This window comes from Providencia rettgeri (genome assembly GCF_023205015.1).
Taxonomy (GTDB): Bacteria; Pseudomonadota; Gammaproteobacteria; order Enterobacterales; family Enterobacteriaceae; genus Providencia; species Providencia rettgeri_E.
In genome coordinates this window covers 306,483-332,115 of record NZ_CP096258.1, presented here as the reverse complement: position 1 = coordinate 332,115, position 25,633 = coordinate 306,483, and the positions used below count along the sequence as shown (strand labels likewise).

18 protein-coding genes and 1 tRNA gene are annotated in these 25,633 nt (G+C 41.1%); 11 read left to right on the top strand and 8 right to left on the bottom strand.

The window, feature by feature from the left end; genetic code table 11:
- Window positions 1-430 precede the first annotated feature (430 nt).
- The 4 genes from M0M83_RS01460 to glyQ all read right to left on the bottom strand — a co-directional run bounded on the left by M0M83_RS01460 (window position 431) and on the right by glyQ (window position 5,485).
- Window positions 431-2,023, bottom strand: a complete 1,593-nt coding sequence (locus tag M0M83_RS01460) for a ShlB/FhaC/HecB family hemolysin secretion/activation protein (protein ID WP_248467429.1) — start codon at window positions 2,021-2,023, stop codon at window positions 431-433.
- 177 nt (window positions 2,024-2,200) lie between these two features.
- A tRNA-Pro gene (locus M0M83_RS01455) sits at window positions 2,201-2,277 on the bottom strand.
- Between the two features lie 220 nt (window positions 2,278-2,497).
- Window positions 2,498-4,567, bottom strand: a complete 2,070-nt coding sequence (gene glyS, locus M0M83_RS01450) for a glycine--tRNA ligase subunit beta (RefSeq protein WP_248467428.1) — start codon at window positions 4,565-4,567, stop codon at window positions 2,498-2,500.
- 9 nt (window positions 4,568-4,576) lie between these two features.
- Window positions 4,577-5,485, bottom strand: a complete 909-nt coding sequence (glyQ, locus tag M0M83_RS01445; RefSeq protein ID WP_004262647.1) for a glycine--tRNA ligase subunit alpha — start codon at window positions 5,483-5,485, stop codon at window positions 4,577-4,579.
- 202 nt (window positions 5,486-5,687) lie between these two features.
- On the opposite strand from glyQ, the gene M0M83_RS01440 reads away from it, so the two are divergent.
- Window positions 5,688-6,251, top strand: a complete 564-nt coding sequence (locus tag M0M83_RS01440) for a DNA-3-methyladenine glycosylase I (protein WP_248467427.1) — start codon at window positions 5,688-5,690, stop codon at window positions 6,249-6,251.
- A gap of 205 nt (window positions 6,252-6,456) precedes the next feature.
- Window positions 6,457-7,713: a valine--pyruvate transaminase gene (locus tag M0M83_RS01435; RefSeq protein WP_248467426.1), complete on the top strand. Its 1,257-nt coding sequence runs from the start codon at window positions 6,457-6,459 to the stop codon at window positions 7,711-7,713.
- 317 nt (window positions 7,714-8,030) lie between these two features.
- Here the strand turns inward: M0M83_RS01435 and M0M83_RS01430 are convergent, their stop codons facing one another.
- A complete protein-coding gene (locus M0M83_RS01430) occupies window positions 8,031-9,689 on the bottom strand; it encodes a putative transporter (protein ID WP_102138858.1) in 1,659 nt (552 codons plus the stop codon).
- 462 nt (window positions 9,690-10,151) lie between these two features.
- Between M0M83_RS01430 and M0M83_RS01425 the strand changes: the two genes are divergently transcribed.
- Window positions 10,152-10,394 carry a YceK/YidQ family lipoprotein gene (locus M0M83_RS01425; RefSeq protein WP_336432219.1) on the top strand — a complete coding sequence of 81 codons (243 nt, stop codon included), beginning with the start codon at window positions 10,152-10,154 and terminating at the stop codon, window positions 10,392-10,394.
- A 299-nt stretch (window positions 10,395-10,693) separates the two neighbouring features.
- Here the strand turns inward: M0M83_RS01425 and M0M83_RS01420 are convergent, their stop codons facing one another.
- A complete protein-coding gene (locus tag M0M83_RS01420; protein ID WP_248467424.1) occupies window positions 10,694-12,031 on the bottom strand; it encodes a DUF3748 domain-containing protein in 1,338 nt (445 codons plus the stop codon).
- Between the two features lie 122 nt (window positions 12,032-12,153).
- Between M0M83_RS01420 and M0M83_RS01415 the strand changes: the two genes are divergently transcribed.
- Window positions 12,154-12,768 (top strand): trimeric intracellular cation channel family protein, encoded by a 615-nt coding sequence (locus tag M0M83_RS01415; RefSeq protein WP_102138856.1) that lies wholly within the window; start codon window positions 12,154-12,156, stop codon window positions 12,766-12,768.
- 27 nt (window positions 12,769-12,795) lie between these two features.
- On the opposite strand, the gene ligB is transcribed toward M0M83_RS01415, so the two are convergent.
- Complete coding sequence (ligB, locus tag M0M83_RS01410; protein WP_213913552.1) at window positions 12,796-14,520, bottom strand: NAD-dependent DNA ligase LigB; 1,725 nt, start codon at window positions 14,518-14,520, stop codon at window positions 12,796-12,798.
- A 317-nt stretch (window positions 14,521-14,837) separates the two neighbouring features.
- On the opposite strand from ligB, the gene gmk reads away from it, so the two are divergent.
- The 5 genes from gmk to recG are packed head-to-tail and all read left to right on the top strand — an operon-like array spanning window position 14,838 to window position 20,763.
- Window positions 14,838-15,461: a guanylate kinase gene (gmk, locus tag M0M83_RS01405; protein ID WP_125891717.1), complete on the top strand. Its 624-nt coding sequence runs from the start codon at window positions 14,838-14,840 to the stop codon at window positions 15,459-15,461.
- A 56-nt stretch (window positions 15,462-15,517) separates the two neighbouring features.
- Window positions 15,518-15,793, top strand: a complete 276-nt coding sequence (gene rpoZ, locus M0M83_RS01400; protein ID WP_004262665.1) for a DNA-directed RNA polymerase subunit omega — start codon at window positions 15,518-15,520, stop codon at window positions 15,791-15,793.
- A gap of 19 nt (window positions 15,794-15,812) precedes the next feature.
- Window positions 15,813-17,930, top strand: coding sequence for a bifunctional GTP diphosphokinase/guanosine-3',5'-bis pyrophosphate 3'-pyrophosphohydrolase (gene spoT, locus M0M83_RS01395; protein ID WP_125891718.1), 2,118 nt, complete (start codon window positions 15,813-15,815; stop codon window positions 17,928-17,930).
- A 22-nt stretch (window positions 17,931-17,952) separates the two neighbouring features.
- Window positions 17,953-18,666, top strand: coding sequence for a tRNA (guanosine(18)-2'-O)-methyltransferase TrmH (gene trmH, locus M0M83_RS01390; RefSeq protein ID WP_125891719.1), 714 nt, complete (start codon window positions 17,953-17,955; stop codon window positions 18,664-18,666).
- 15 nt (window positions 18,667-18,681) lie between these two features.
- Window positions 18,682-20,763: an ATP-dependent DNA helicase RecG gene (gene recG / locus M0M83_RS01385; RefSeq protein ID WP_213913551.1), complete on the top strand. Its 2,082-nt coding sequence runs from the start codon at window positions 18,682-18,684 to the stop codon at window positions 20,761-20,763.
- A gap of 97 nt (window positions 20,764-20,860) precedes the next feature.
- On the opposite strand, the gene gltS is transcribed toward recG, so the two are convergent.
- On the bottom strand, window positions 20,861-22,075 hold the full coding sequence (gltS, locus tag M0M83_RS01380; RefSeq protein WP_125891721.1) for a sodium/glutamate symporter: 1,215 nt from the start codon (window positions 22,073-22,075) through the stop codon (window positions 20,861-20,863).
- A gap of 235 nt (window positions 22,076-22,310) precedes the next feature.
- On the opposite strand from gltS, the gene M0M83_RS01375 reads away from it, so the two are divergent.
- Complete coding sequence (locus M0M83_RS01375) at window positions 22,311-23,699, top strand: uracil-xanthine permease family protein (RefSeq protein WP_096863580.1); 1,389 nt, start codon at window positions 22,311-22,313, stop codon at window positions 23,697-23,699.
- A gap of 125 nt (window positions 23,700-23,824) precedes the next feature.
- A complete protein-coding gene (locus M0M83_RS01370; protein ID WP_248467422.1) occupies window positions 23,825-25,582 on the top strand; it encodes an AsmA family protein in 1,758 nt (585 codons plus the stop codon).
- The last annotated feature ends 51 nt before the right edge of the window (window positions 25,583-25,633 follow it).

The following is a 25,633-nucleotide window of genomic DNA, read 5'->3' as shown; positions in this document are numbered from 1 at the left end:
TTTAGCTTAAAATTTTACAGTATAGGACAAGGTGCAGGCGTTATAACCATATAATTCGTAGTGAATAGGGTTTTATGTTGCGGTTATTTATTTTTATATTTGTGATTAAGTGCTGAATTACTGAACGAATATAGTGCTTTTATTAGTGTAGTGCGAAATAAAACACTAAAGAGAATTGATATGGAAATTATTTTAGTATGTAATAATTTAGTTTGTTTTATAAGCAAATAAAAAACATTCAGCTGACTATGCTAAACAAAATTTTAACTAACTGATAACTTAAAGAATAAAATAACACTGATAAGAGTTTGTATTCTATTTGCCCAAATACAGAATATGCTTTAATACCAACGATAAAAGCTACAATTGCCTAGTATTAATTCGGCCATTCCTGAATGATGCAATTGCCTATCTTAACCCTATGATTTAACTAATAATGAACCCTTACCTGAAGACCTGTACTCATTGAATTCACCAACAGCTGGTCAGTTTGCCAAATTGGAGTTTCAGCAAATAAATGATATGACAAACGCCCTATTTGGCCTTTAGCTCCGACTCTACCACCCAGCAATAGATTTTCTTTCCAAAAGGTTCCTCTATCATTTGATGTTGTTCCTAAACCTAACGAGGTATATAAAGCCAGATATGGCCATGGGCTCTGCCAGAGGACCTCACTTTGTAGCTTTAAACTATTATCCCCCATATCAAAGGGCTCGCCCCCTCCAATAAAACCGCTAACGCCCCCAAAACCAATAAATGACTCTTGCTCTAATAAAACATCTAACTTATCACGACTTAATTGCACATCAAGTTGGCTTTCATATTGAAAAGGAGAAGCCACCCTCATTGCAGAAGCCGAGATTTGTATAACCTGTGGCTTATTTAAACCTGTAACTTGCTGTGCATTTGCACCAAACCAGCTAGTTCCTTGTTTATACTTTAATGCCATTAAAGCGCTACCCTGTAAAAAGCTAACCTGATGAGTCAACTCACCGATAATGTAATGAGCCAAACGTTGTTGTGTTCGTAAGTGTAGATTAGCCAAAAATGTGTCACTCTTTTGGCTTTCAGACCCTAGGCTTAATGAAGTCATCGCGTTTTCTGTTCGCTTTAATAAATACTCGGCTTGTAATAATAAGAAACCATGATGCTGCTGCAGAGGTAAAACAACATCATTGCTAGCAATGACCGTTTTATTTTTCTGGTATCCACTCAATATTGAAAACAACCAGTATTGATAAGGAAGAGAATAAAACAACATGGCTGATTTCACTTCGGTCTCTTCAGTGTTACTAAATTGACGGCTAATATTTGAATATAGAAAATCATTTAGTAGCAAAGGATTAGCAACCATAAAAGTATGGCTAACTGTATTTGTATTGCCTACCTGATGGGCCATTGAGTGTGACTCAAAGGAGAGAGTACCTTGAAATTCTCGCCGGTGCTGGCCTAACACTATAATTTGAGTGGCGTTTTCATGCTTATCATCTGCAATTAATTTGACTTGAAAAGGGATTAAAGATGCATTTTGTAAGTTGTGCAAACCTTGCTCAACTTGTCGCAGATTAAGCGCATCCCCTAGTTGAAAAGGAAATATATGTTGAAGTGATTTATATTCTACCTGCTCATGTTGATAAACCACTGAAGAAACTGTTCCTGCTATTATTTTTGCTTGCAGGATACCAAATAGAAAAGTTTGCTCTGGGTAATACAAGTAAGAGGTCAAATAGCCTGCATGAACTAACTCTGCCGTAATGTCATCCGCATATTTAAGCAAGCCTTGTTCATCAATGCACTGGCCTTCTATCTTTTGCCGCCATTTATTCACTTGGCTACGAGCGATTTCTTTTACTTGCTCAAGCCCAATGAAATGTACTTGATTCATCATGATACAAGTAGAGGGGACTTGGATAATGCCATTTGGAGGCGCTATAGGCGTGCTATAAGCTTTAAAACCAATAATGGTACAAAAACTGAATAAGAAGCAGCAAAGATGTATCGATAAAACGTTATCAACTTTCATTAACGAGTCCTTGTAATGAAAAAGCGTTTTTACCTAAAACAACATGAGTGAGTCAGCTTATATATCAACAGAGATAGGTGATTGAGTGCAAGCCAAGTTAGTCTGAAATAGTTGAGGTGAAAAATAGGAAGGGGTAAAAATGAAAAAACCCACCTCAATGAGGTGGGTTTTAGAATTTGGTCGGCGAGAGAGGATTCGAACCTCCGACCCACTGGTCCCAAACCAGTTGCGCTACCAAGCTGCGCTACTCGCCGAAAACGGTGTGAATAATACTGCCAAGAACGGAGGTCGTCAACCCATTTTTCGCCAATTCTGTTCGTTTGCCGATAAAACCACCAAAATGGTAAGGTTTATATGCAACTCGCCTTATTTAAAGCAAAAAATAAGCACTAAAATATTTTAGTGCTTATTTATCAAACAGGTTAGAGTTTATAAAAATAGCATTAACAACACGCTAATAACTCAATTTTAAGCCTATTGCAGTAAAGAAATATCCGCTACTCTTAAGAATAACTCACGTAACTGGCTTAATAGTGTCAAACGGTTAATACGAACCGCTTGGTCTTCATCCATTACCATCACATTTGCAAAGAATTCATCCACGATATCGCGTAAAGAAGCTAATTCAACTAAAGCCTCTTGATAATTCCTTTCTGCAAACATTGGCGCAAGCTTATCTTGTAATACCACAACGTGAGTCGCCAGTTTGACTTCTTCAGGCATTTTTAGAACAGAGGCTAAAACGTTGTCCGCAAGTTTTTCTTCTGATTTGCTCAGAATATTGGAAACACGTTTATTTGCCGCTGCAAGAGCCTGTGCTTCGTCTAATGAACGGAAGTGAGTAACGGCTTTCACTCGTGCATCAAAGTCAGCTGGTTGTGTTGGGTGACGAGCTAATACCGCTTGAATGGTATCAATGCTATAGCCTAATTCTTGATACCAAGAACGGAAACGGCCAAGCATGAACTCAACAACGTCACTCACCACATTGTCATTGGTTAATTTATCACCGTATAAGCGAGCCGCTTCTTCTGTCATTTCAACGAGATCAAGCTGATAGCCTTTTTCAACGATAATGCGTAAGACGCCTAACGCAGCACGGCGCAGAGCAAATGGGTCTTTATCGCCTTTAGGATGTTGACCGATACCAAAAATACCCGCAAGCGTATCCATTTTTTCAGCCAGTGCTAATGCAGCTGAAACGTCAGTTGATGGAAGTGCATCCCCTGAGAAACGCGGTTGGTACTGCTCTTTTAAAGCTAATGCAACATCTTCTGACTCACCATCATGGCGTGCGTAGTGCATTCCCATAACGCCTTGAGTGTCTGTGAACTCAAACACCATGTTAGTCATTAAGTCACATTTCGCTAATAAGCCAGCTCGTGTAGCATGATTGACATCCGCACCAATTTTGCTCGCAATCCAGCCAGCTAATGCTTCTAAACGGTCGGTTTTATCACGCAGTGTACCTAATTGTTTCTGGAACAATACGGTTTCTAGGCGTGGTAAGTTATCTTCCAAACGTTGTTTACGGTCAGTCTTAAAGAAAAATTCGGCATCCGCTAAACGTGGACGCACAACTTTTTCGTTACCTGAAATGATTTGCTGAGGGTCAGAAGACTCAATATTGGCCACAAAGATAAAGTTAGGCATTAGCTTGCCAGTCTTATCATAAACTGGGAAATATTTTTGGTCCCCTTTCATGGTGTAAACGAGCGCTTCTGAAGGAACCTCTAAGAATTTCTCTTCAAATTTAGCCGTTAAAACGACTGGCCATTCAACCAATGACGTCACTTCTTCAAGCAAGCTATCTGTTAAGTCAGCTTGGCCACCAAGAGCCTGAGCTGCTTTTTCCGCATCTGCTTTAATAACCGCTTTACGTTCTGCGTAATCCGCCATGACTTTACCGCGTTCACGTAAAATGGCTGGATATTGTTCCGCATTATCAATAGTAAATTCAGATTCACCCATGAAACGGTGACCACGAATCGTGCGCCCGCTCTTGATACCTAAGATTTCACCATCAATAACATCGCTACCTAGTAGTAATGTGACGGTATGAACAGGACGAACGAATTGAGTGTCTTTATCAGCCCAGCGCATTAATTTAGGAATGGGTAGTTTTGCGAGCGCGCGGCTAGTCATATCAACCAATAATTCGCTGACAGCCTGCCCTTTTACTTGAGCACGATACAGTAGCCATTCGCCTTTATCGGTCGTCAAACGCTCAGCTTGATCAACGGTAATACCACAACCACGAGCCCAGCCTTCAGCGGCTTTAGTCGGTTGGCCATCTGGACCAAACGCCTGAGAGATAGCAGGGCCGCGTTTTTCAACTTCACGGTCTGGCTGTGAAGCCGCTAAATCAGCGACTTTAAGTGCTAGACGACGAGGGGCAGCAAACCACGTTACTGCACCATGAGCGATATCAGCACCATCAAGTTCAGCCGTAAAATTTGCAGCAAATGATTCAGCTAATGAACGAAGAGCCTTCGGCGGTAACTCTTCGGTGCCGATTTCCACAAGGAAAGTCTGTTGAGTCATGACAGCCTCTTAGTTCTTATGACACATAGGGAATCCAAGCGCTTCACGAGAAGCATAGTACGCTTCTGCAACCCCTTTAGTTAGGGTACGAATACGTAAAATATAGCGTTGGCGTTCAGTAACAGAAATGGCTTTACGTGCATCGAGTAGGTTGAAAGTATGAGCCGCTTTCAAAATACGTTCGTATGCAGGTAGTGGAAGTGGTGTTTCCAAAGCCAGCAAGTGTTGAGCTTCTTTTTCATACTCTTCAAAACATTTGAAAAGAAAATCTACATTTGCGTATTCGAAGTTATAGGTTGATTGCTCAACTTCGTTTTGATGATAAATATCACCATAGGTGGTTTTACCCAATGGGCCATCACACCAGACAAGGTCATACACGCTGTCCACGCCTTGAATATACATAGCTAAGCGTTCTAGGCCGTATGTAATTTCACCCGTTACCGGTTTACATTCAAGACCACCGACCTGCTGGAAGTAAGTAAACTGAGTCACTTCCATCCCGTTAAGCCATACTTCCCAACCTAATCCCCAAGCCCCTAGGGTTGGGTTTTCCCAGTTATCTTCAACAAAGCGAATGTCGTGAACGGTTGGGTCAACACCTAATTCTTTTAAAGAGCCTAGGTATAATTCTTGGATATTGTCGGGTGATGGTTTAATGATCACCTGAAACTGATAATAGTGTTGTAGACGGTTTGGGTTTTCACCATAACGACCATCAGTAGGTCGACGAGATGGTTGAACATAAGCCGCAGCAATAGGCTCAGGGCCTAATGCACGCAAACACGTCATTGGGTGAGAAGTTCCGGCGCCGACTTCCATGTCCAATGGTTGAACAATGGTACAGCCTTGACGCGCCCAGTAGTCCTGTAATGTCAGGATTAGACCTTGGAAGGTCTTGGTATCAAACTTTTGCATGTTAGATCCGCACGCGATACGTAAAATTTAATGAAAGTACGCCAGTATACCCTTTGACCGCAAGATATACAGCATTGAATATGTCTGTATTTATTCTAAAAATAAAAAAAAATACTTTCACCCCTTTCAAGCTGGTTATTTATACAGTATAAATGGTTTGTTTTTTGAAACAAGGTTATCGAAACTGTAAAAAGGATGAAAAATGGGTACTTCTCTGACACGTTGCCATTGGGTTAATCAAGACCCTGAATATATCGCTTATCACGACCATGAATGGGGTAAACCCAATTATAGCAACTTAGCATTATTTGAAATGCTTTGCCTTGAAGGCCAGCAAGCCGGGCTATCTTGGTACACCATTTTAAAAAAACGCCAAGGATATCGTGATTTATTTCATCATTTCGATCCTACAAAAATCGCATTAATGAATGAGAATGATGTTGAGCGACTTATGCAAGACACTCGAATTATCCGTAACCGACTCAAAATTAATGCGATTATCGCGAATGCAAAAGCCTATTTAGCGATGCAAGACAATGGTGAAGATTTTTCTACTTTTCTTTGGCAATTTGTTGATGGCCGCCCCATTGTCAATGCTTGGGAAAATTCGTCGCAAGTTCCTACGGAAACTGAAACGTCTAAGCTTCTTTCCAAAGCACTTAAAAAACATGGTTTTAAATTTGTAGGTTCAATCACTTGTTATGCATTTATGCAAGCGACTGGCATGGTAAATGACCATTTAATGCATTGTTGCCAATTTAAATAAATTAGTTTTTATCAGTGTAACTTACCAAAGAAAAAGAAAAATAAACCACCATTGCATTAACATTGCAATATTTTAACTCGGCCAACTATAAACTTTCGATATTTTAAATTAAAAAAAGATGTGAATGGGTGGTTGAACTCTGAGAAGTAGCAGAGTATGTTTTAAATTCCATTAACAATCTAATAAATATATGTGAATAAATGCGATGATATTTTCTAAATTTGGTAATAAATTTGCCCAAAATTCAGGCATTTCATTATTAATGAAAGACTTGAATGACGGCATAAGAACCCCTGGCTCCATTATGTTAGGGGGTGGCAATCCAGCTCATATCCCTGAAATGGATAAGTATTTCCAAGATCTATTAGCAGAAATGTGTGCTAATGGCCAATTGACGGACACTTTATGTAATTATGATGGTCCTCAAGGTAAAGATGCCATGTTGAAAGCGCTTGCAGCAACGCTAAAAGCAAAACTAGGTTGGAATATTAGCGCGAAAAATATTGCCCTATCTAACGGCAGCCAGAGTGCTTTTTTCTATCTATTTAACTTGCTAGCCGGTCGCTTTGAAGATGGTATCACTCGTAAAGTCCTCTTCCCTCTTGCCCCTGAATATGTCGGTTATGCAGACTCAGGGCTAGACGACGACTTATTTGTGGCTAATAAACCGCAAATTGAGTTTTTACCTAATGGTCAATTTAAGTACCGTGTAGATTTTAATACTTTAGAAGTGACTGATGACATTGGTGTTATTTGCGTATCTCGCCCAACAAACCCAACTGGTAATGTCATTACAGATGAAGAAGTTGAGCATTTAGACAAACTAGCTAAACAACATAATATCCCATTATTAATAGACAATGCTTATGGCGTTCCTTTCCCCGGCATTATCTTCAGCGAAGCTACGCCATTTTGGAACGAAAATGTCATTCTTTGTATGAGTTTATCTAAACTTGGTTTACCTGGAACTCGATGCGGCATTATCATCGCTAATGAAGAAATCATTGAAGCCGTTAGCAACATGAACGGCATTATCAGCCTTGCTCCAGGTGGCATAGGCCCTGCACTTGCGTTAGAAATGCTTAAGAAAGATGACCTTATCTCATTATCTAAGAATGTCATTGGCCCTTTTTATAAGCAACGAGTGGAAGAAGCCATCGAAATTATTCGCCGCTATATTCCAGAAGATAAATGTTTAATTCATAAGCCTGAAGGTGCTATTTTTCTTTGGTTATGGTTTAAAGGCTTGCCAATTAATAGCTTAGAATTATACCAACGCTTAAAAAAACGTGGTGTATTGATGGTTCCTGGCCACTACTTCTTTCCCGGTATCGAACAAGATTGGCCACATGCACATCAATGTATGCGCATGAACTATGTCCCTGAACCAGAAAAAATTGAACAGGGGATCAAGATATTAGCTGAAGAACTAGAAAAAGCGTATCAAGAAGTAACCTGTTAGGTTGCTAAATAACAAAGGGCTTTTAACCCTGTCATTGCAATTTTTAGGTAAAAAAAAGCCCTTTCATATAGAAAGGGCTAAAATTAGCGAGAACTCCGTAATTGAAATCAAATTAATTTTTCAATACGAATATCATTCAGAACCATTAGAACATCTTTTCAATTTGGTTATTGCTTGAACAAAAGCACTTTTTGCCCCTATATATCGTGATACTTTTTAATGGCCTTCTTCTACATCCATCAGAATACTCACCTATCCAATTGAAAAACAAGCCTTAAACAGTGTTAGTTATTCATCAAATGGATTATCACATTTAACTAAACAGCCCAAAATAAAATGGCCAGCAATTGAGGCGAAATAATCCTTAAAAACATCGCTAATGGATAAACTGTTGCATAAGATAATGCGGGCGCGCCGCTGGTCGCATGAATATTATTTGCGAATGCTAATGCAGGCGGATCCGTCATGGAACCCGCTAGCACCCCGCAAAGGCTCAGATAGTTCATTTTGCCAAAAATTCGAGCGACAACACCTGTAATAAATAGCGGCACAAACGTGATCAATAACCCATAGCCAATCCACGTCAGCCCATCGCCTTTAATTAAAGTATCAATGAAGCCACCACCAGAATTGAGCCCTACCACAGCGAGGAACATGACAATTCCCAGCTCTCTCAACGCCAAATTTGCACTCGGAGGCATAAACCAATATAAACGCCCGATCGTCCCTATACGGCCTAGAATTAATGCAACAACTAATGGACCTCCCGCTAATCCAAGTTTTAGCGCTGCAGGAAAACCTGGAACAAAAACAGGTATTGACCCCAGTACAACCCCAAGCCCTATTCCAAGGAACACAGGTAACATTTGAACTTGCTGTAGTTTTTGTTTCGCATTGCCTAACAAAGCAGTGACAGCTTCAATTGACTCAGGACGCCCAACAATATTTAAAATATCGCCAAATTGTAAAACTGAATTGTTATTAGCCACTAAATCAATACCCGTACGATTTAATCGTGTAACAACAACGTCATATTTTTGTTTTAAATTTAAGTCTTTAAGCCTTTTACTTAATACGGCATCATTCGTGACTACTACACGAACGGAATGCAAAATAGAGCTTGATGTCGAAAGGGATGCATCAACTTCCTCACCTAATATTAAGCGAACTTTATTTAAATCGTCTTTCAAACCAACAACGTGCAATAGATCCCCTAAATGGATCTCTGTTGTGGGCTGAGGGACAACAAGCATATCTCCACGTTTTAATCTTGAACAAACAATCGCTTCGCTACCAAGTAGTGGGATGTCTTGCATCATTAAGCCATCAAGATTAGCGTTACGAATGGCAATATTCATAGTCTGCAGAGAGTCGCGCTGTTGAAAGTTAGAACTATTAAATGCGGAAGCTTCTTTATCTACTGAGATCCTAAAAATAATGCGTACTAACCACATCACTAATAATATGCCACAAATCCCCATAGGATATGCCATGGCATAACCCATCCCCATCTGGTCAACAAGGTTAGGATCAGAGCCTAAATCAGATAAAATTTGCTGACCAGCACCTAAAGATGGGGTATTCGTGACTGCACCTGAAAAAATACCTAAAATAATAGGTAATGGGATATTCGCAACTTTATATATAATTGCCGTTACCACCGCACCTAAGACAACCACCATTAGTGCGAAGCCATTTAATTTTAGGCCAGAAACACGTAAAGAAGAGAAAAAACCAGGCCCGACCTGAATACCAATCGTGTATACAAACAGTATCAAGCCAAACTCTTGAATAAAATGCAGCATGTCTTTATTCAGTTGTAAGCCGTAACTTTGGGCAAAATGCCCAACGATGATCCCCCCAAATAGGACACCACCAATACCCAGCCCAACACTACGGATTTTCCAATTACCAATCCATAGCCCTAAAGCAGCAGCTAACGCCAACAAACTTACAGTAAGAGCTAACTCACTCATAGACCACATCCTTTTGACGACAAGTTACCCATTAAACACACCCAAATAGGCGATAAAACAGACTACTGAATCGATTATGCCAAATAGCCTGAGGGTAATATGTGCCATAGAGCACAGTTCAGAATGAATAAATGACCTATTTTTTTAGAATTTTCAAACTGATAACAAATATAAAATAGTATGTCTTTATTTCTTAACGTTATTTACCATTCATCGAATAGATACTGAAGGTAAACATTTTTAGTTAATAGCTACAAGAAAACTATTAACTAAAAAAATACATACAGTTAAATAAAATAATAATATGACGCCATTATTGTGAATTTCTTGTTTTTCGTTATTATAAGTCAACATTAGGAATAACAAGCTAAATACAGGTTAACGACGTCTATGCCGAGTTTAATTTCAATACGATTCTGTTTCCTTATCGCACCTCTTATTTTGAGTGGTTGCTCGAGTATTATGACTCATGCGGGCCCGTCAGAAGGTTATTACCCTGGTTCTAAAAATAGTATTAAAATGATTAAAGATGATGAAACGGGTTGGGTCATCAAACCTTTACTTGCTATTGATTTACCTTTTTCTGTTGTTATGGATACTCTTTTAATTCCTTTAGATTACGCCAAATCAGATAATGACGATAAAGCTGACTCCCCCAAAAAACGTATAGAAGAACTTGAAAATAAAGATAAAACGAAAAAGTAGTCCAGAAGTAATCGAACGTTTATAATTAAAATATGATTGTGTACTAAATGTATTTGTTAATACATTATTTTTAACCTAACTAAGTTCTGGCAAATCATTTATGTAATATTACTTTAATTATTAATTTATTATGACAAGAATTTTTCTTAACTTTAAATATTCTATTTGTAAGCATCTACATGTTCTACATGTAAATAATTAACAATTAAATGATTGAGTTTTTTATTGGAATATAATAAAAACAATTACGAATAAAAAAGTCAATCCTAACTTTTTTATCCGTTATTATAGTAATCTGATTATTTTATTTGCCGCTTTAAACCCGTTTCTACGGTATAAATCTGTCTAAATCCATCAATATCACGCATGAATGCGATCAACTCATCATTAGGTGAAAATACAACGGCATCGGCAACAGGGGCAAGCTCCGTCCATTCTGTTAGTTTTTGCATAGTTCCAGTCACAACATGACAATACATGACGCTATTATCACGAATAAAGCAGATGTGCTCTCCTTTACTATCCCAGTTAAAAGCAGACTGAAGTGGCGAAGAACCGTGTGTTATTTGCCTTTGTGTTCCAGTTAGCGTATCAACTAACCATAATTGAGCATTACCGTCATCATCATTCATCAAACAAGCGATTGATTTACCATCTGGAGAAGTTCTAAGCCAATGTCGAGGTTGTTTTGCTAAACCAGGAAATTTTTTATCCTGTGTATAAGTTAAGCGCCTTTGCAGTATCCCCCTAGGAGGGGAAGGCATGCTCGATTCTGTTCCTTGGATAGGAAATTCCCCTGCAATCATGTAATCCTCAAGCTGTGAAGGCAAATCAACAATGTAGATCTCAGGAATAATTTCACCATTTGTAGAATGAGTATCACCAATAAATACCAAGGCTCTTTCCTGCCATTCCCCACTCTGTTTTTGATAGCCTTTTTGACCTACCCAACCCTCTTCGTATGCACGGCTAATTTCATCACTGTTAGCTTTAGGCTGCGGTGTAGTCTGGGTCACAACACAACAAAAGTAGTCACCATTATATTCTCGAACATGTTTTTTGGGGTTTACATTGATAGGACCGATAGGTACAGCAATCGCAACATTCCGTTGATCTAATTGCACATCTAATTCGTGCATAACATGGTCGTTATATGTAAAACTCAGCCACTTTCCGTCTGGACTGAAAACGTGAACATGAGTGCCCCCACGTAACGCCCCCACTAAATAAGGAGGAGTAATACACATTGCATCAATGGAGTGGGCGACGTTTAATTGCTCGTCTTTAACATACACCCCTCTCCGGTGGTGAAAATCATATTGCCACTGATCATCTGGGTACTCAGGGCCATGTATAAACGCATATTGAATTGGTGGTTGAGGACTTACAGTTACCACCCCCACGTGAGCCCCATGACTTGCACGATAAACCTCAACAACTTGCCGTGTTTTTACATGAATTTTTTCTATAGATAAACCTGTAAAAGAACTACCATTTGGTCGTATATCGTACGCTAACCACTGGCTATCTGGAGTCCAGACATTAATGTTCGTTAGTTGATGGCTTCGCTCATCATGCGTTAAACGTGTTTCTTTATAGGGCAATTTATTATTCAATCTGTTATCCTTTGACATCATTTAATATCGCTATCGGATTATTTTAACTAATCTAGTTTAACCAACACTAGAAAATCTCAGTCGAGAAGTTTCACAAGTAATATTACCCTTTAGCAACAACCTTAGTCTTGAACAAAACTACCATGTTATTAAGTGTACTTTATATTATTGGTATCACCGCAGAAGCCATGACGGGTGCGCTTGCCGCTGGCAGGCGAAAAATGGATGTCTTTGGTGTCATCATTATTGCGTCTGCGACAGCAATTGGCGGTGGTTCCGTACGTGATATGTTACTTGGCCATTACCCCTTAGGCTGGGTGGAACACCCTGAGTATATCCTGACTGTTGCAGGCGCTGCTATTGTGACAATTTGGATAGCTCCGATGATGAAACATTTACGTCGATTGTTCCTCATATTAGATGCTATCGGGCTAATTGTGTTTTCTATACTGGGTGCCCAAATTGCCCTCGATATGCACTATAGCCCAATCATCGCTGCTATTGCAGCCGTAATTACTGGCGTTTTTGGCGGTGTGTTAAGAGACATGCTGTGTAATACAATCCCTTTAGTTTTCCAAAAAGAGGTCTATGCTGGCGTCTCTTTCGCTGCCGCTTGGATCTATATTGGCCTATTACAAACTCCTCTGCCTAAAGACATCGTGGTAATTATCACACTCGTTGTTGGTTTAAGCGCAAGGCTAATCGCCATTCGTTATCGTCTTGGTCTACCTATTTTCAATTACGAAAACCAAGATTAACCTAGTTCAGCAAAAGATCGTCAGCCATTAATAGTTTGCGATTGATGGCTGAATAGCTTTCATATCAGACAAGATACGTAAAATAGATTGAATTTCCGGCTCTGCCAACCAATTAGCCAGTTTTTTCCTTTGTAATTCTGTCAAATTTATACTATTAACCCATGAGGGGTCATACAGCATACCTATGTCAGTCACTTTTCCTACTTGTACCTTAGGCAGTGGAATTGCCAAACCTTTTAACCAAAACCAAATAGGTTGAGCCTTTGCCATTTTCAGTTGCTTTACTAACAGTTGGTGCTTTTTCCCTTTAGGTAAATCGTTTTGCCATTGCTCTGACAACCAAGTTGTTAGTTGAGTAAGGTTATGGCTCTCAGCCCACTGGCGCCACGTCGCTTCATTTATCCCTCGAATACTGAGTTGTTTGCCTAACCATGTTAACCTCGCTACAAATTGCTGCGAGCAAGATTCCGTATAAGTCAGGCAACTGAGCGCATGAAACTGCGTTAAGCTTGATGTATCTGGGTATTCACGTTTCTCTCGCCGCCAAACAATGTCTTCAATTTTTGGACTTCCGAGACCTGAAAGAGAGACAAGTATTTTATCTCCAACAAGTAAATTCCGCTTTGACCATGATGATAATGATCCAGCATTTACCTTTGAAATAGTTTTTGAGTCAATATTGATGGGGATGATTTCAGCAACGACACTAACTCTTCCTGTCCTGCCAACATTAAATTTGAGCTTAGTTACCTCTGATAGCACACTGCGCAATGGGTATTTCCATGCAATCGCCCAGCTATTTTGTTTTGATTGCCAAGCTGATGCCGCTGGCGCTGGAAAATTTTTAAGCACTATGCCATCGGTCGCAAATGGTAATTGGCCTTGATAATAGAATTCCCTTAGTTGCTTAGCTTGGGTTTTACTTTCAATTTTATGGCTATATTGCTCAGCAAGCGGGAAACCTATCTCAGAAAGTAATGTTAATTGTGTTTTTGGGTTTGCATCTCCCGCAGGCCACGCCCAGATAAAAATACCAATATTTTCTTCAAGAGCAGTTGGGGGACTTTTTCGCATTAACCACCCTGCAACCTTATTGCGTGCGTTTACTCCCCCCCTTTTAGCTTGAATGTGCTTATTCATACGCCAAAATAACTCCCCTTGGAGCACAAGCGTACCTGAATATTTAATTTGTTTGGGTATTGCAGGAATGAAATCTGCTTTTGCTCGCCACTCGATTCCTTCAACGCTATTTCCCCGGCTGATCATGGAAATAAGCTTGCCATTCTTGTAAACCAACGTTACCGCAACACCGTCGATTTTAGGTTGCAACCAGATGTTTTTACGTGTTTCTATCCATCTATAAACATCTAATTCATTGAGTTTCTTCAAGCCTGTATGAGGAATAGGATGCCTCATTAACTGTAATTTTTCGGGAAATTGCACGTCGGGTAATTCTTCAGGAAGCTGCTGACAGCGTTGCAGAGAACGCCATAAATTAAATAACTGATCATAAGCTTCATCACTAATAGGACTGCTACCAGCCAAACGATAAGATTGGTTCCACAACTGTAATTGTTTTCCTAACCTGTGACTCTCCCGCTTAATTATTTGACTATTTTGTTCTTCACACTGTTCATTAATAGCACTTTGCTGCGCGGCTTGGGCAAAATTAATACACACCATGACGCCCAAAATTAACCCACCCAACCTATAAGATGACGCTAACCAATAACCATAAAAAATATAAACCATAACTATTCCTTGTTATTACTAATCCATTGTAATGCTATATTTCAAAGCATTTTTCCGATTCACTAAGCATGAAATATCTTTTTTCTGTCTTCATCTCCAAAAGAGATTATTTGCAAAAAGCGTCGCAAAACGAATGTTGTTTTCATGAGTAATAAGTTAATTTCTCGAACCTGTTCACAATTTAGCGATGAATCAAATTCATTTAATTAAAATTCATGATTTATTGATATCGCTGCATGTTGATGCAAGTACGTGTATACTATGTCGGGTTTATCACCATCTTTTATGTTTAATCCTCGACTATTCAAGAAATCATCATGATACAAGGCACGTTATATATTGTTTCTGCCCCTAGTGGTGCAGGGAAATCAAGTCTGATTCAGGCTTTATTAAAAACACAACCATTGTATGACACACAGGTTTCCGTTTCTCATACAACTCGAGCCGCACGTCCAGGGGAAGTCCATGGCGAGCACTATTTCTTTGTATCTGAAACTGATTTTTTACAAATGGTCGACAAAGGCGAGTTCTTAGAGCATGCCTGCGTTTTTGGAAATTATTATGGGACGTCCAAACCCATCATTGAAGATGTATTAAATAGTGGTGTAGATGTTTTTCTTGATATCGATTGGCAGGGAGCCCAACAAATTAGGGATAAAATGCCAGAAGCACGCAGTATTTTTATTCTCCCACCATCAAAAGATGAACTTTATCGTAGGCTACGTGGACGTGGGCAAGACAGCGATGAAGTTATAGAAAAGCGTATGTCACAAGCGGTAGGTGAAATTGAACATTTCAACGAGTATGATTACCTTATTGTTAATGATGATTTCAATACCGCGCTAAGCGATTTACAATCTATCATCCGTACTGAGCGTTTAAAGTTAGCGCGTCAAATTCAGCGACATGATGCTTTAATCAGCAAATTACTAGCAGACTGAGAATAGTTTCAGTATCATATCAGGTCATTTTTTTATTTCTTTGGAGTAGCACACTTATGGCACGCGTAACTGTTCAAGACGCAGTAGAAAAAATTGGTAACCGTTTTGACCTCGTATTGGTTGCGGCACGTAGAGCTCGTCAGTTACAAACGGGTGGAAAAGACCCTTTAGTTCCTGAAGAAAATGATAAATATACTGTTATCGCATTGCGTGAAGTAGAAGAAGGTTTAATCAACGGTCACATTTTAGATGTGCGTGAGCGCCAAGAGCAGCAAGAGCAAGAAGCAGCTGAAATGCAAGCAGTTTCTGCAATCGCTGAAGGTCGTCGCTAATCACTAAGGTGGGTCTGCCTTGTATCTGTTTGAGAGCCTTAATTTAGTCATTCAAAAGTATCTTCCTAAAGAACAAATTGAATTACTAAGAAAAGCCTATGTTGTTGCACGGGATGCCCACGAAGGACAGACCCGTTCGAGTGGTGAGCCTTATATTACTCACCCAGTTGCTGTTGCTTGTATTCTTGCTGAAATGCGTTTGGACCATGAAACACTGATGGCTGCGCTACTTCATGATGTGATTGAAGATACTCCAGCGACATTTCAAGACATAGAAGAATTGTTTGGTACCACCGTCGCCGGTCTCGTTGAAGGTGTTTCCAAACTAGACAAGCTCAACTTTCGCGACAAAAAAGAAGCTCAAGCAGAAAACTTCCGCAAAATGATCATGGCGATGGTAAAAGACATCCGTGTCATTTTGATAAAACTGGCAGACCGTACTCACAATATGCGCACGTTAGGGTCACTCAGGCCCGATAAGCGTCGGCGCATTGCACGTGAAACCCTTGAAATATATAGCCCGTTAGCCCATAGGCTAGGTATACACCACATCAAAACAGAGCTTGAAGAGCTTGGTTTTGAGGCGTTGTATCCCAACCGTTATCGCGTTATCAAAGAAGTGGTTAAAGCCGCTCGCGGTAACCGAAAAGAGATGATCCAAAAAATTCTCTCGGAAATTGACGGTAGGCTTACTGAGGCGGGTGTTCCTTGTCGCGTCAGTGGCAGAGAAAAACATCTTTATTCCATCTATCGCAAAATGCACCAAAAAGAGCAACGTTTCCATTCCATTATGGATATCTATGCTTTTAGAGTAATAGTGAAAGATGTGGATACTTGCTACCGTGTTTTAGGTCAGATGCATAGTTTATACAAGCCGCGTCCGGGCCGTATTAAAGACTATATTGCCATCCCTAAAGCCAATGGCTATCAGTCGCTACATACCTCACTTATTGGGCCGCATGGTGTGCCTGTCGAAGTGCAAATTCGCACAGAAGACATGGACCAAATGGCTGAAATGGGGGTTGCTGCACATTGGGCCTATAAAGAGCAAGGTGAACAAGGTACAACGGCACAAGTTAGAGCTCAACGTTGGATGCAAAGCCTACTTGAGTTGCAACAAAGTGCAGGTAGCTCGTTTGAATTTATTGAAAGCGTTAAATCGGATCTATTTCCAGATGAAATCTACGTTTTCACTCCAGAAGGCCGTATTGTTGAATTACCTACTGGTGCAACACCTGTTGATTTTGCATATGCGGTACACACGGATATTGGCCATGCTTGCGTGGGGGCTCGTGTTGACCGTCAGCCTTACCCACTTTCGCAATCCCTGACGAGTGGCCAAACTGTTGAAATTATCACTGCACCGGGCGCTAGGCCGAACGCAGCTTGGCTAAATTTTGTCGTTAGCTCAAAAGCTCGCGCCAAAATACGCCAATTATTAAAGAATTTAAAACGCGAAGATTCTATTAACTTAGGTCGCCGTTTACTCAACCATGCCCTAGGGGCAGGAAATAAACTCACTGATATCCCTCAAACCAATATTGATGCAGAATTAGCACGCATGAAGCTGCACTCTATCGATGATTTGCTTGCTGAAATTGGGTTGGGTAATGCAATGAGTGTGGTTGTCGCACGTAATCTACAAAACAATCCACAAAATGCACCAGAAGAACAAGTGTTAGTTGAAAGCCGGAATAAACTGTCTATTAAGGGTGCAGATGGTGTTTTAATCACCTTTGCAAAATGTTGTCGCCCTATTCCTGGTGACCCAATTGTTGCACATATTAGTCCTGGCAAAGGTCTGGTTATCCACCATGAGTCTTGCCGAAATATCCGTGGGTATCAGAAAGAACCTGATAAATTTATGGCAGTTGAATGGGACAATGACACCGACACCGACTTTATCGCTGAAATTAAAGTGGATATGATTAACCATCAAGGCGCTTTAGCGAATTTAACCGCCGCTATTAATGACGCTAACTCAAGTATTCAAAGTATGAATACAGAAGAAAAAGATGGCCGTGTATATTGTGCCTTTATTCGCCTTACGACTAAAAACCGTGTTCAATTGGCAAATGTGATGCGAAAAATCCGTATTATGCCTGACGTTCTACGTGTTAGCCGAAACCGTAATTAACGACCATACTTGATTAATCACTATGAATGAACGCCGCTACCGCCGCATTTGCCAAATGATGGCGATGCGGCAGCCTGACCTAACTCTCTGCCTCGAAGAAATTCATAAACCGCACAATGTTTCTGCCATTGTACGCAGTGCGGATGCGGTAGGGATCCATCAAATTCATGCTATTTGGCCTGACCAACAAGTCAAACTGTCCGTTTCTTCTGCTGCAGGGAGTAATAGTTGGGTTAAAATTATTTCACACGCATCGACCGAAGAAGCCATTTCCCAAATAAAATCACAAAACATGCAGGTTTTGGCAACTAACTTGTCGGAACATGCCGTTGATTTTCGTGAAATTGATTATACTTTGCCAACTTGTATTATGATGGGGCAAGAGAAAACAGGGATTTCACAACAAGCCCTCGCACTGGCGGATAAACACATTATCATTCCAATGGCGGGTATGGTGCAATCTTTGAATGTTTCCGTCGCTTCTGCATTAATTCTGTATGAAGCCCAAAGGCAGCGGCAACAAGCGGGAATGTACGATCGTGAACATTGCTTGCTCTCACCAGATGAACAACAAGCTTGGTTATTTGAAGGCGGTTACCCTGTACTGGCTGAAGTCGCTAAACGTAAGGGGCTTCCTCGGCCATTGATTAATAACCAAGGGCAAATTGAAGCTGATGAGACGTGGTGGGCACAAATGCAATTAACCGAAAAAATGAAAAGACGGCAGTTTGGTTAAATAGAAGGAAATAACATGAATAATGGGCTACTTGATACCATTTCACTGACCTCATTGCATGGTGTTGGTGCAAGTCAGTCAGAAAAAATGCGTAAAATCGGTTTGAACACCGTTCAAGACCTTCTTCTTCATTTCCCTTTGCGCTATGAAGACCATACTCGTTTATATCAAATAAAAGATCTTCTTCCCGGCACGACAGCAACGATCACGGGCGAAGTCCTGCAAACTAAAGTCGTCTTCGGCCGAAAAAGAATGATGACTTGCTTAATTTCCGATGGAACAGGCAACCTCACCTTACGTTTTTTCAATTTCTCAGCAGCAATGAAAAATAACTTAGCAGAAGGAAGACAGGTTACCGCCTATGGGGAAGTTCGCAGAGGAAATACAGGACCGGAAATCATTCACCCTGAATATAAAGTGTCTAAAGACCCCAGCAATATCAGCTTGCAAGAGAATTTAACACCCGTATATCCAACCACTGAAGGTGTTCGCCAAGCGACTTTACGCAAAGTCATGGAACAAGCGCTCGGGCTACTGGATAGCGGGAAAATAAAAGAATTACTTCCTGAAGAGCTTAGCCGTGGAATGATAAGCTTACCAGATGCTATTCGCTTATTACACAATCCACCACCGAATGTGGCACTGAGCGAGCTAGAAAAAGGCCATCATCCGGCACAAAAGCGGCTAGTCCTCGAAGAACTACTCGCTCACCATCTAAGCATGTTAGCTATCCGCGCAGGTAATGAACGCCTATATGCGGAACCATTAGTGACAAGTGGTCAATTAAAATCTCAGTTACTTGCACAATTACCGTTTTCACCAACAGACGCACAAAACCGTGTTGTTAGTGAAGTTGAAGCAGACCTCGCTAAAAACGCCCCTATGATGCGTTTGATTCAAGGGGATGTGGGATCAGGGAAAACCCTCGTTGCAGCCTTAGCCGCCGTTTGTGCCATCGAGAATGGCAAACAAGTGGCGCTGATGGCTCCCACGGAAATTCTTGCAGAGCAACATGCCAATACGTTCAAACAGTGGTTAGAACCTTTAGGTGTCAAAGTAGGTTGGCTTGCGGGTAAACAAAAGGGTAAGGCACGTCAGACTCAGCAAGATGCCATCGCAAGTGGAGAGGTCGCGATGGTTGTTGGAACACACGCTATTTTCCAAGAGCAAGTGAGCTTTAAAGCTCTGGGGCTTGTTATCATTGATGAACAACATCGCTTTGGCGTTCATCAGCGGCTCGCTCTGCGTGAAAAAGGTGAGCAGCAAGGGTACCACCCTCATCAATTAATCATGACCGCTACGCCAATCCCACGGACGCTGGCGATGACAGCCTATGCAGACTTAGATACCTCGGTCATCGACGAGCTACCTCCAGGACGAACCCCCGTCACCACTGTCGCCATACCGGACACTCGCCGTAATGATATTATTGAGCGTGTTCGCCAAGCCTGTATTGAAGAAGGCCGCCAAGCCTATTGGGTCTGCACACTCATTGAAGACTCTGAATTATTAGAAGCGCAAGCAGCTCAAGTGACCAGCGAAGAGCTCGCACTGGCATTACCTGAATTGAAAGTCGGTTTAGTTCATGGTCGAATGAAACCCGCTGAAAAGCAAAGTATTATGGCGGCTTTTAAACAGAATGAAATTCAACTGCTGGTTGCTACGACGGTTATTGAAGTCGGTGTGGATGTGCCAAATGCAAGTTTAATGATTATTGATAACCCTGAACGCCTTGGTTTGGCTCAGTTACACCAACTAAGAGGGCGGGTCGGCCGTGGAGCTATCGCGTCTCACTGTGTCTTATTGTACAAGACACCGTTAACCCATACCGCTAAACAAAGACTACAAGTGTTGCGGGACAGCAATGATGGCTTTGTTATCGCACAAAAAGATCTCGAAATTCGCGGGCCAGGGGAATTATTAGGCACTAGACAAACAGGAAATGCAGAATTTAAAGTCGCAGATTTGTTGCGTGACCAATACATGTTGCCAGAAGTGCAACGCCTTGCTCGCCATATTCAACAAAATCACCCCGAAAATGCACAACAACTTATTGAGCGTTGGTTACCTGAGCGAGAGCAGTACAGCCACGCTTAAGTTTTATATCTTCTTTTTATTCGTTCCCTAAAATGAAAATTGCCGTGAATATTTTCACGGCAATACCTGCTTTACTTGATTTATTATAAAATGAAAGTTAACCAGCAATCGTTGGGAATAATGGCAGCATCAGATACAGTTTAATCACTATCGCATTAACAATATCAATGAAGAATGCCCCAACCATTGGTACAACCAAGAATGCTAAGTGAGATGGACCTAATCTATCCGTAACAGCTTGCATATTCGCAATCGCTGTTGGTGTCGCACCAAGACCAAACCCACAATGACCTGCAGCTAAGATTGCAGCGTCATAGTTTTTGCCCATCACGCGGAAAGTCACAAAAATAGCATATCCCGCCATCACACAAGCCTGTACAGCAAGAATGATAATCATTGGGATTGCAAGTGATGCTAATTCCCACAGCTTCAAGCTCATGAGTGCCATTGCTAAGAATAATGAGAGGCTCACGTTACCCATGACAGAAACAGCGCGGTCGAATACTCGGTAAAAACCAAGCAGTGATAAGCTGTTACTTAAAATGACACCAACAAAAAGTACGCAGACAAACTTAGGCAATGCGAAAGGAGTATCGGCTAATTCGCCTGCAATAAAACTTCCCACCAATAGACAAATAGCGATCAGTGCAATAGTTTCAATTAAAACCATTGAAGTGATCATGCGCCCAGATTGTGGTTTCTCAAATGCAGTTGGAACGTCTTTATCATCATCAGCCGTTCCTGGCGTTGGAATATTACGCGTTAGAAAACGTGCAACAGGCCCGCCGATTAAACCACCGAGAACAAGTCCAAATGTAGCACACGCCATTGCAACTTCTGTTGCACTTTGGAAACCATAGCTTTCAGTGAAAATTTTCCCCCATGCCGCACCAGTTCCATGACCACCCGATAAGGTAACTGAACCAGCTAATAGCCCCATGAGAGGGTCTAATCCCAATAATTCAGCAAGAGCAATCCCTACCGTATTTTGGACAAGCAATAAACCAACAACCACAAAAATGAAGATAAACAATGCCTTACCACCAGCCTTCAAACTAGCAAGGTTGGCATTAAGACCAATTGTGGCAAAAAATGCCAGCATCATAGGTTCTTGCAGTGATAAGTCAAAAGAAAGGCTCCAGTCAAATAATTGTTTAAGCAATAAAAGACTAAAAGCTACTAACAACCCACCCGCAACAGGTTCAGGGATTGTATATTTTTCAAGGAAAGGAACTGATTTGACCAGTTTACGCCCAAGTAATAGTACTAAGGTAGCTGCTACCAGTGTACCGTAGACATCGAGATGATACATTCACGTACCTCGTCTGTTGTTAAAATTATCAAAAACTAGTAAGACGTTAATTTCTTCCTTAAAACGCCAAAAGCAGGTTATAGGATTAGAAAAAAAAACTGTTATAAATACAAGTTAAAAGATATAAAAATGTGACAGCCTTATTTAACATTGATCAATATTTTTTACGCGCAAACGATTGCTTTTTAATTTCGACACATTACAATGCGTTTTTTGTTGGCGAGAAATGAAGGCAATGAATACTGCGACGTCTGAAAAACAAACTACTGAAGCGACCATACAAACGCAAAGCGAACTCATCTATAAATTAGAAGACCGCCCACCACTGCCCCAAGCCTTGTTTGCCGCTGGGCAACATCTTCTGGCGATGTTTGTTGCGGTGATTACCCCTGCGATGCTGATTTGTCAGGCATTAGGACTACCAGCTCACGATACCCAGCGCATCATTAGTATGTCTTTATTTGCCTCCGGTATTGCTTCTTTAATTCAGATCCGTGCATGGGGCCCTATTGGCTCAGGCCTGCTTTCGATTCAAGGAACCAGTTTTAACTTTGTTGCACCTTTAATCATGGGGGGTGTTGCACTTAAGCAAGGTGGCGCTGATATCCCGTCGATGATGGCAGCCTTATTCGGCACATTGCTAGTTGCAGCACTCACCGAAGTGATTCTTTCTCGCTTCTTACATCTAGCCCGTCGAGTCATTACACCACTGGTTTCAGGTGTTGTTGTCATGATTATCGGCCTATCCTTGATTCAAGTAGGGTTAACATCCATTGGCGGTGGCTATGGTGCGATTAGCGATAACACCTTCGGTTCACCAGACTATTTGATTTTGGCTGGGGTTGTTTTAGCGGTTATTATTTTACTTAATCGGCAGAAAAACCCTTACTTACGTGTCGCATCTTTAGTCATTGCTATGGCTGTTGGTTATATTGCAGCTTGGTGGATGGACATGTTGCCAAATGCGCAACCAATGGAAGCCAACCAGCCAATTATTACTGTCCCTGAGCCCTTTTATTATGGCTTATCCTTCGACTGGAACCTGTTGATCCCATTAATTCTTATTTTTATGGTGACTTCCTTAGAAACGATAGGTGATATTACCGCCACTTCTGATGTATCTGAGCAACCGGTTCGCGGCCCTTTGTACATGAAACGTATCAAAGGTGGCGTACTTGCTAATGGTTTGAACTCGATGGTTTCTGCGGTATTTAATACTTTCCCTAACTCTTGCTTTGGGCAAAACAACGGTGTTATCCAGTTAACTGGGGTGGCAAGTCGCTATGTCGGCTACATTGTCGCTTTAATGTTAGTGCTATTGGGGCTGTTCCCTGCGGTTGCAGGCTTCGTGCAACAAATTCCCGAACCTGTGCTGGGCGGAGCAACCATTGTAATGTTTGGTACCATTGCCGCTTCAGGTGTACGCATTGTATCTCGTGAACCGCTCAATCGCCGGGCTATCATGATTATTGCGCTTTCCCTCGCAGTGGGTATGGGCGTTTCACAGCAACCTTTGATTTTGCAATTCGCACCTGACTGGCTAAAAACATTGTTTTCTTCTGGTATTGCTGCGGGTGGTTTAACTGCAATTGTTCTGAATTTAGTCTTCCCTCTCGAAAAATAACCTTCATTCTAGCCGCCAGTGTTGAACACTCTGGCGGTTTTTCTGTATCCTGTCCTTAAATTGTCGCTATATTAGGCAGTCTCTTCCTGTGTCTATTCGTCAACAAACCAAAGGAGCAGTAAACTGTGAAATGGTTAATCAAACTTACTACCTATGCACTTCTGTTACTGCTGCTATTGTTTATTTTTACTTATATCGGGCTGCAAACCCGTTGGGGTGCATCCTACTCCAGTCAATTTTTAAGTAAGTTCACTGACTATGATATTGATGTGGGAATTATGGGACATGAATTTTCTAACCCCGGTGAATTCATTTTCCAAGATGTCAAATTAGCGAATAAAAACAGTGACCTCTCTTTAGACTCACGGCAAATCGTGCTTGATGTTAATTGGCGAAATCTATTTAGCGGTACGGCAATCAAACGTTTGGTTATTACTCAAGGAACATTATCGACAACTGTCACACCTGATACGATACTGCTACCTATTTCCGCGAATATTTTGCAATTTGAAAATAGCCAAATCACGCTTAAAAAAGACAATGATACTGTGCAAGTCACTGGCTTCACGGGGGGAATTACCCCTTGGAAACCCGATGAAAACTCCCCTTTTGGTTACGGTGATTTTCGATTTACCGCTAACCAATTAAAATTTAATGACCTTTCATTCAAGAATGTTGCCATTACCGGTAAATTGCAGCAGCAAGGAACAGAAATAAGTCAAGCAAGTGCCTACCTAAATAATGGCTATATTGCGGGGGCTGGGAAGGTACTTAAGGATGGCGCTATCACGGTAGATTCCCTCACCATGAATAAAGTCGGCTGGGAAAATAAAGTTGATTTCGATTCACTATTTGATGCAATAACGAGTGAAAAATCATTGCAGATCAAAAAAGTAGAGTTAACCAACATTGATATTCAAGGGAAGGATTGGGCACTCTCTGGCCTAAGCACCGAAATTGACCAACTCAGCTTCGTGAGAGGGGGCTGGACTAGTTCCGAAAGCAACATTCGTTTTAATGTTGACCAATTTGTCGTAAAAGACCAGCAACTCAGTACCTTAATTGGTGATCTGAAAATTAACGGTGACAACCTGAATATCAATAAGTTATCCGGTTACTATAATAAAGGCGTCTTTAACCTAAGTGGTTCTTGGCAGCGCAATGACCGAATACTGACTATCGACGAAGGCAAACTAGCGGGTATCTTATATACTTTGCCTGAAAATTGGCTATCATTCTTTGCAGAGCCTACACCGCCTTGGTTATCTGGTTTAAGCATCAAAAAATTCACCCTTTCTCAATCACTTTTGATGAATATCCAACCACAGTTTCCCTTTGAGCTGACCGCGCTCAGCGGCAATATTGAAAATATCGATTTAATAAGACAAAAGCAGTGGGGAGTTTGGAGCGGTAAAGCGACATTCACTGCAGATAGCGGCACAATTAACCAAGTTCTTGTACGCCGCCCGTTTATTGAAGTGCGTCAAAGTGGTAAGTCCTCAGCCGCTGCGAGCTTAACAGTCAGTACCGATAAAGGCATCAGTAAGGTTGGCTTGCTGGTAAAACAAGAACCAAAAAAAGTCCCCTTCTTACTGAGAGCATCGGGTTCGAATATTGATCTCGTTGATTTAAACCAATGGGGCTGGGCAGGCTTTCCCGCTCAAGTTATTGGTGATTTTGATGCGACATTACAAGGGGATTTACTCGCCCCATCAGTAGAAAAAAGTTTGAATGGGGAGTTGATGGCAGTCCCATTGCAAGGCAAACGCCTATTCCGTACCGTTGTTAATGGGGTTGTCACTTCTTCAGTAGAGTCCGAAGCCGATTTACAGCCTACCGAGCCTTCATTAGTAGAGCCGCTCCCCGCACTTAGTAATCCATAGAAATACAAAAGGCAGGTCAATCATACCTGCCTTTATCTTTTAATTTTCAAT

Bases quoted from the DNA above. Each gene is read 5' to 3' on its own strand.
- M0M83_RS01460 (WP_248467429.1), bottom strand. From the start codon at position 2,023: ATGAAAGTTGATAACGTTTTATCGATACATCTTTGCTGCTTCTTATTC.
- glyS (WP_248467428.1), bottom strand. From the start codon at position 4,567: ATGACTCAACAGACTTTCCTTGTGGAAATCGGCACCGAAGAGTTACCG.
- glyQ (WP_004262647.1), bottom strand. From the start codon at position 5,485: ATGCAAAAGTTTGATACCAAGACCTTCCAAGGTCTAATCCTGACATTA.
- M0M83_RS01440 (WP_248467427.1), top strand. From the start codon at position 5,688: ATGGGTACTTCTCTGACACGTTGCCATTGGGTTAATCAAGACCCTGAA.
- M0M83_RS01435 (WP_248467426.1), top strand. From the start codon at position 6,457: ATGATATTTTCTAAATTTGGTAATAAATTTGCCCAAAATTCAGGCATT.
- M0M83_RS01430 (WP_102138858.1), bottom strand. From the start codon at position 9,689: ATGAGTGAGTTAGCTCTTACTGTAAGTTTGTTGGCGTTAGCTGCTGCT.
- M0M83_RS01425 (WP_336432219.1), top strand. From the start codon at position 10,152: ATGACTCATGCGGGCCCGTCAGAAGGTTATTACCCTGGTTCTAAAAAT.
- M0M83_RS01420 (WP_248467424.1), bottom strand. From the start codon at position 12,031: ATGATGTCAAAGGATAACAGATTGAATAATAAATTGCCCTATAAAGAA.
- M0M83_RS01415 (WP_102138856.1), top strand. From the start codon at position 12,154: ATGTTATTAAGTGTACTTTATATTATTGGTATCACCGCAGAAGCCATG.
- ligB (WP_213913552.1), bottom strand. From the start codon at position 14,520: ATGGTTTATATTTTTTATGGTTATTGGTTAGCGTCATCTTATAGGTTG.
- gmk (WP_125891717.1), top strand. From the start codon at position 14,838: ATGATACAAGGCACGTTATATATTGTTTCTGCCCCTAGTGGTGCAGGG.
- rpoZ (WP_004262665.1), top strand. From the start codon at position 15,518: ATGGCACGCGTAACTGTTCAAGACGCAGTAGAAAAAATTGGTAACCGT.
- trmH (WP_125891719.1), top strand. From the start codon at position 17,953: ATGAATGAACGCCGCTACCGCCGCATTTGCCAAATGATGGCGATGCGG.
- recG (WP_213913551.1), top strand. From the start codon at position 18,682: ATGAATAATGGGCTACTTGATACCATTTCACTGACCTCATTGCATGGT.
- gltS (WP_125891721.1), bottom strand. From the start codon at position 22,075: ATGTATCATCTCGATGTCTACGGTACACTGGTAGCAGCTACCTTAGTA.
- M0M83_RS01375 (WP_096863580.1), top strand. From the start codon at position 22,311: ATGAATACTGCGACGTCTGAAAAACAAACTACTGAAGCGACCATACAA.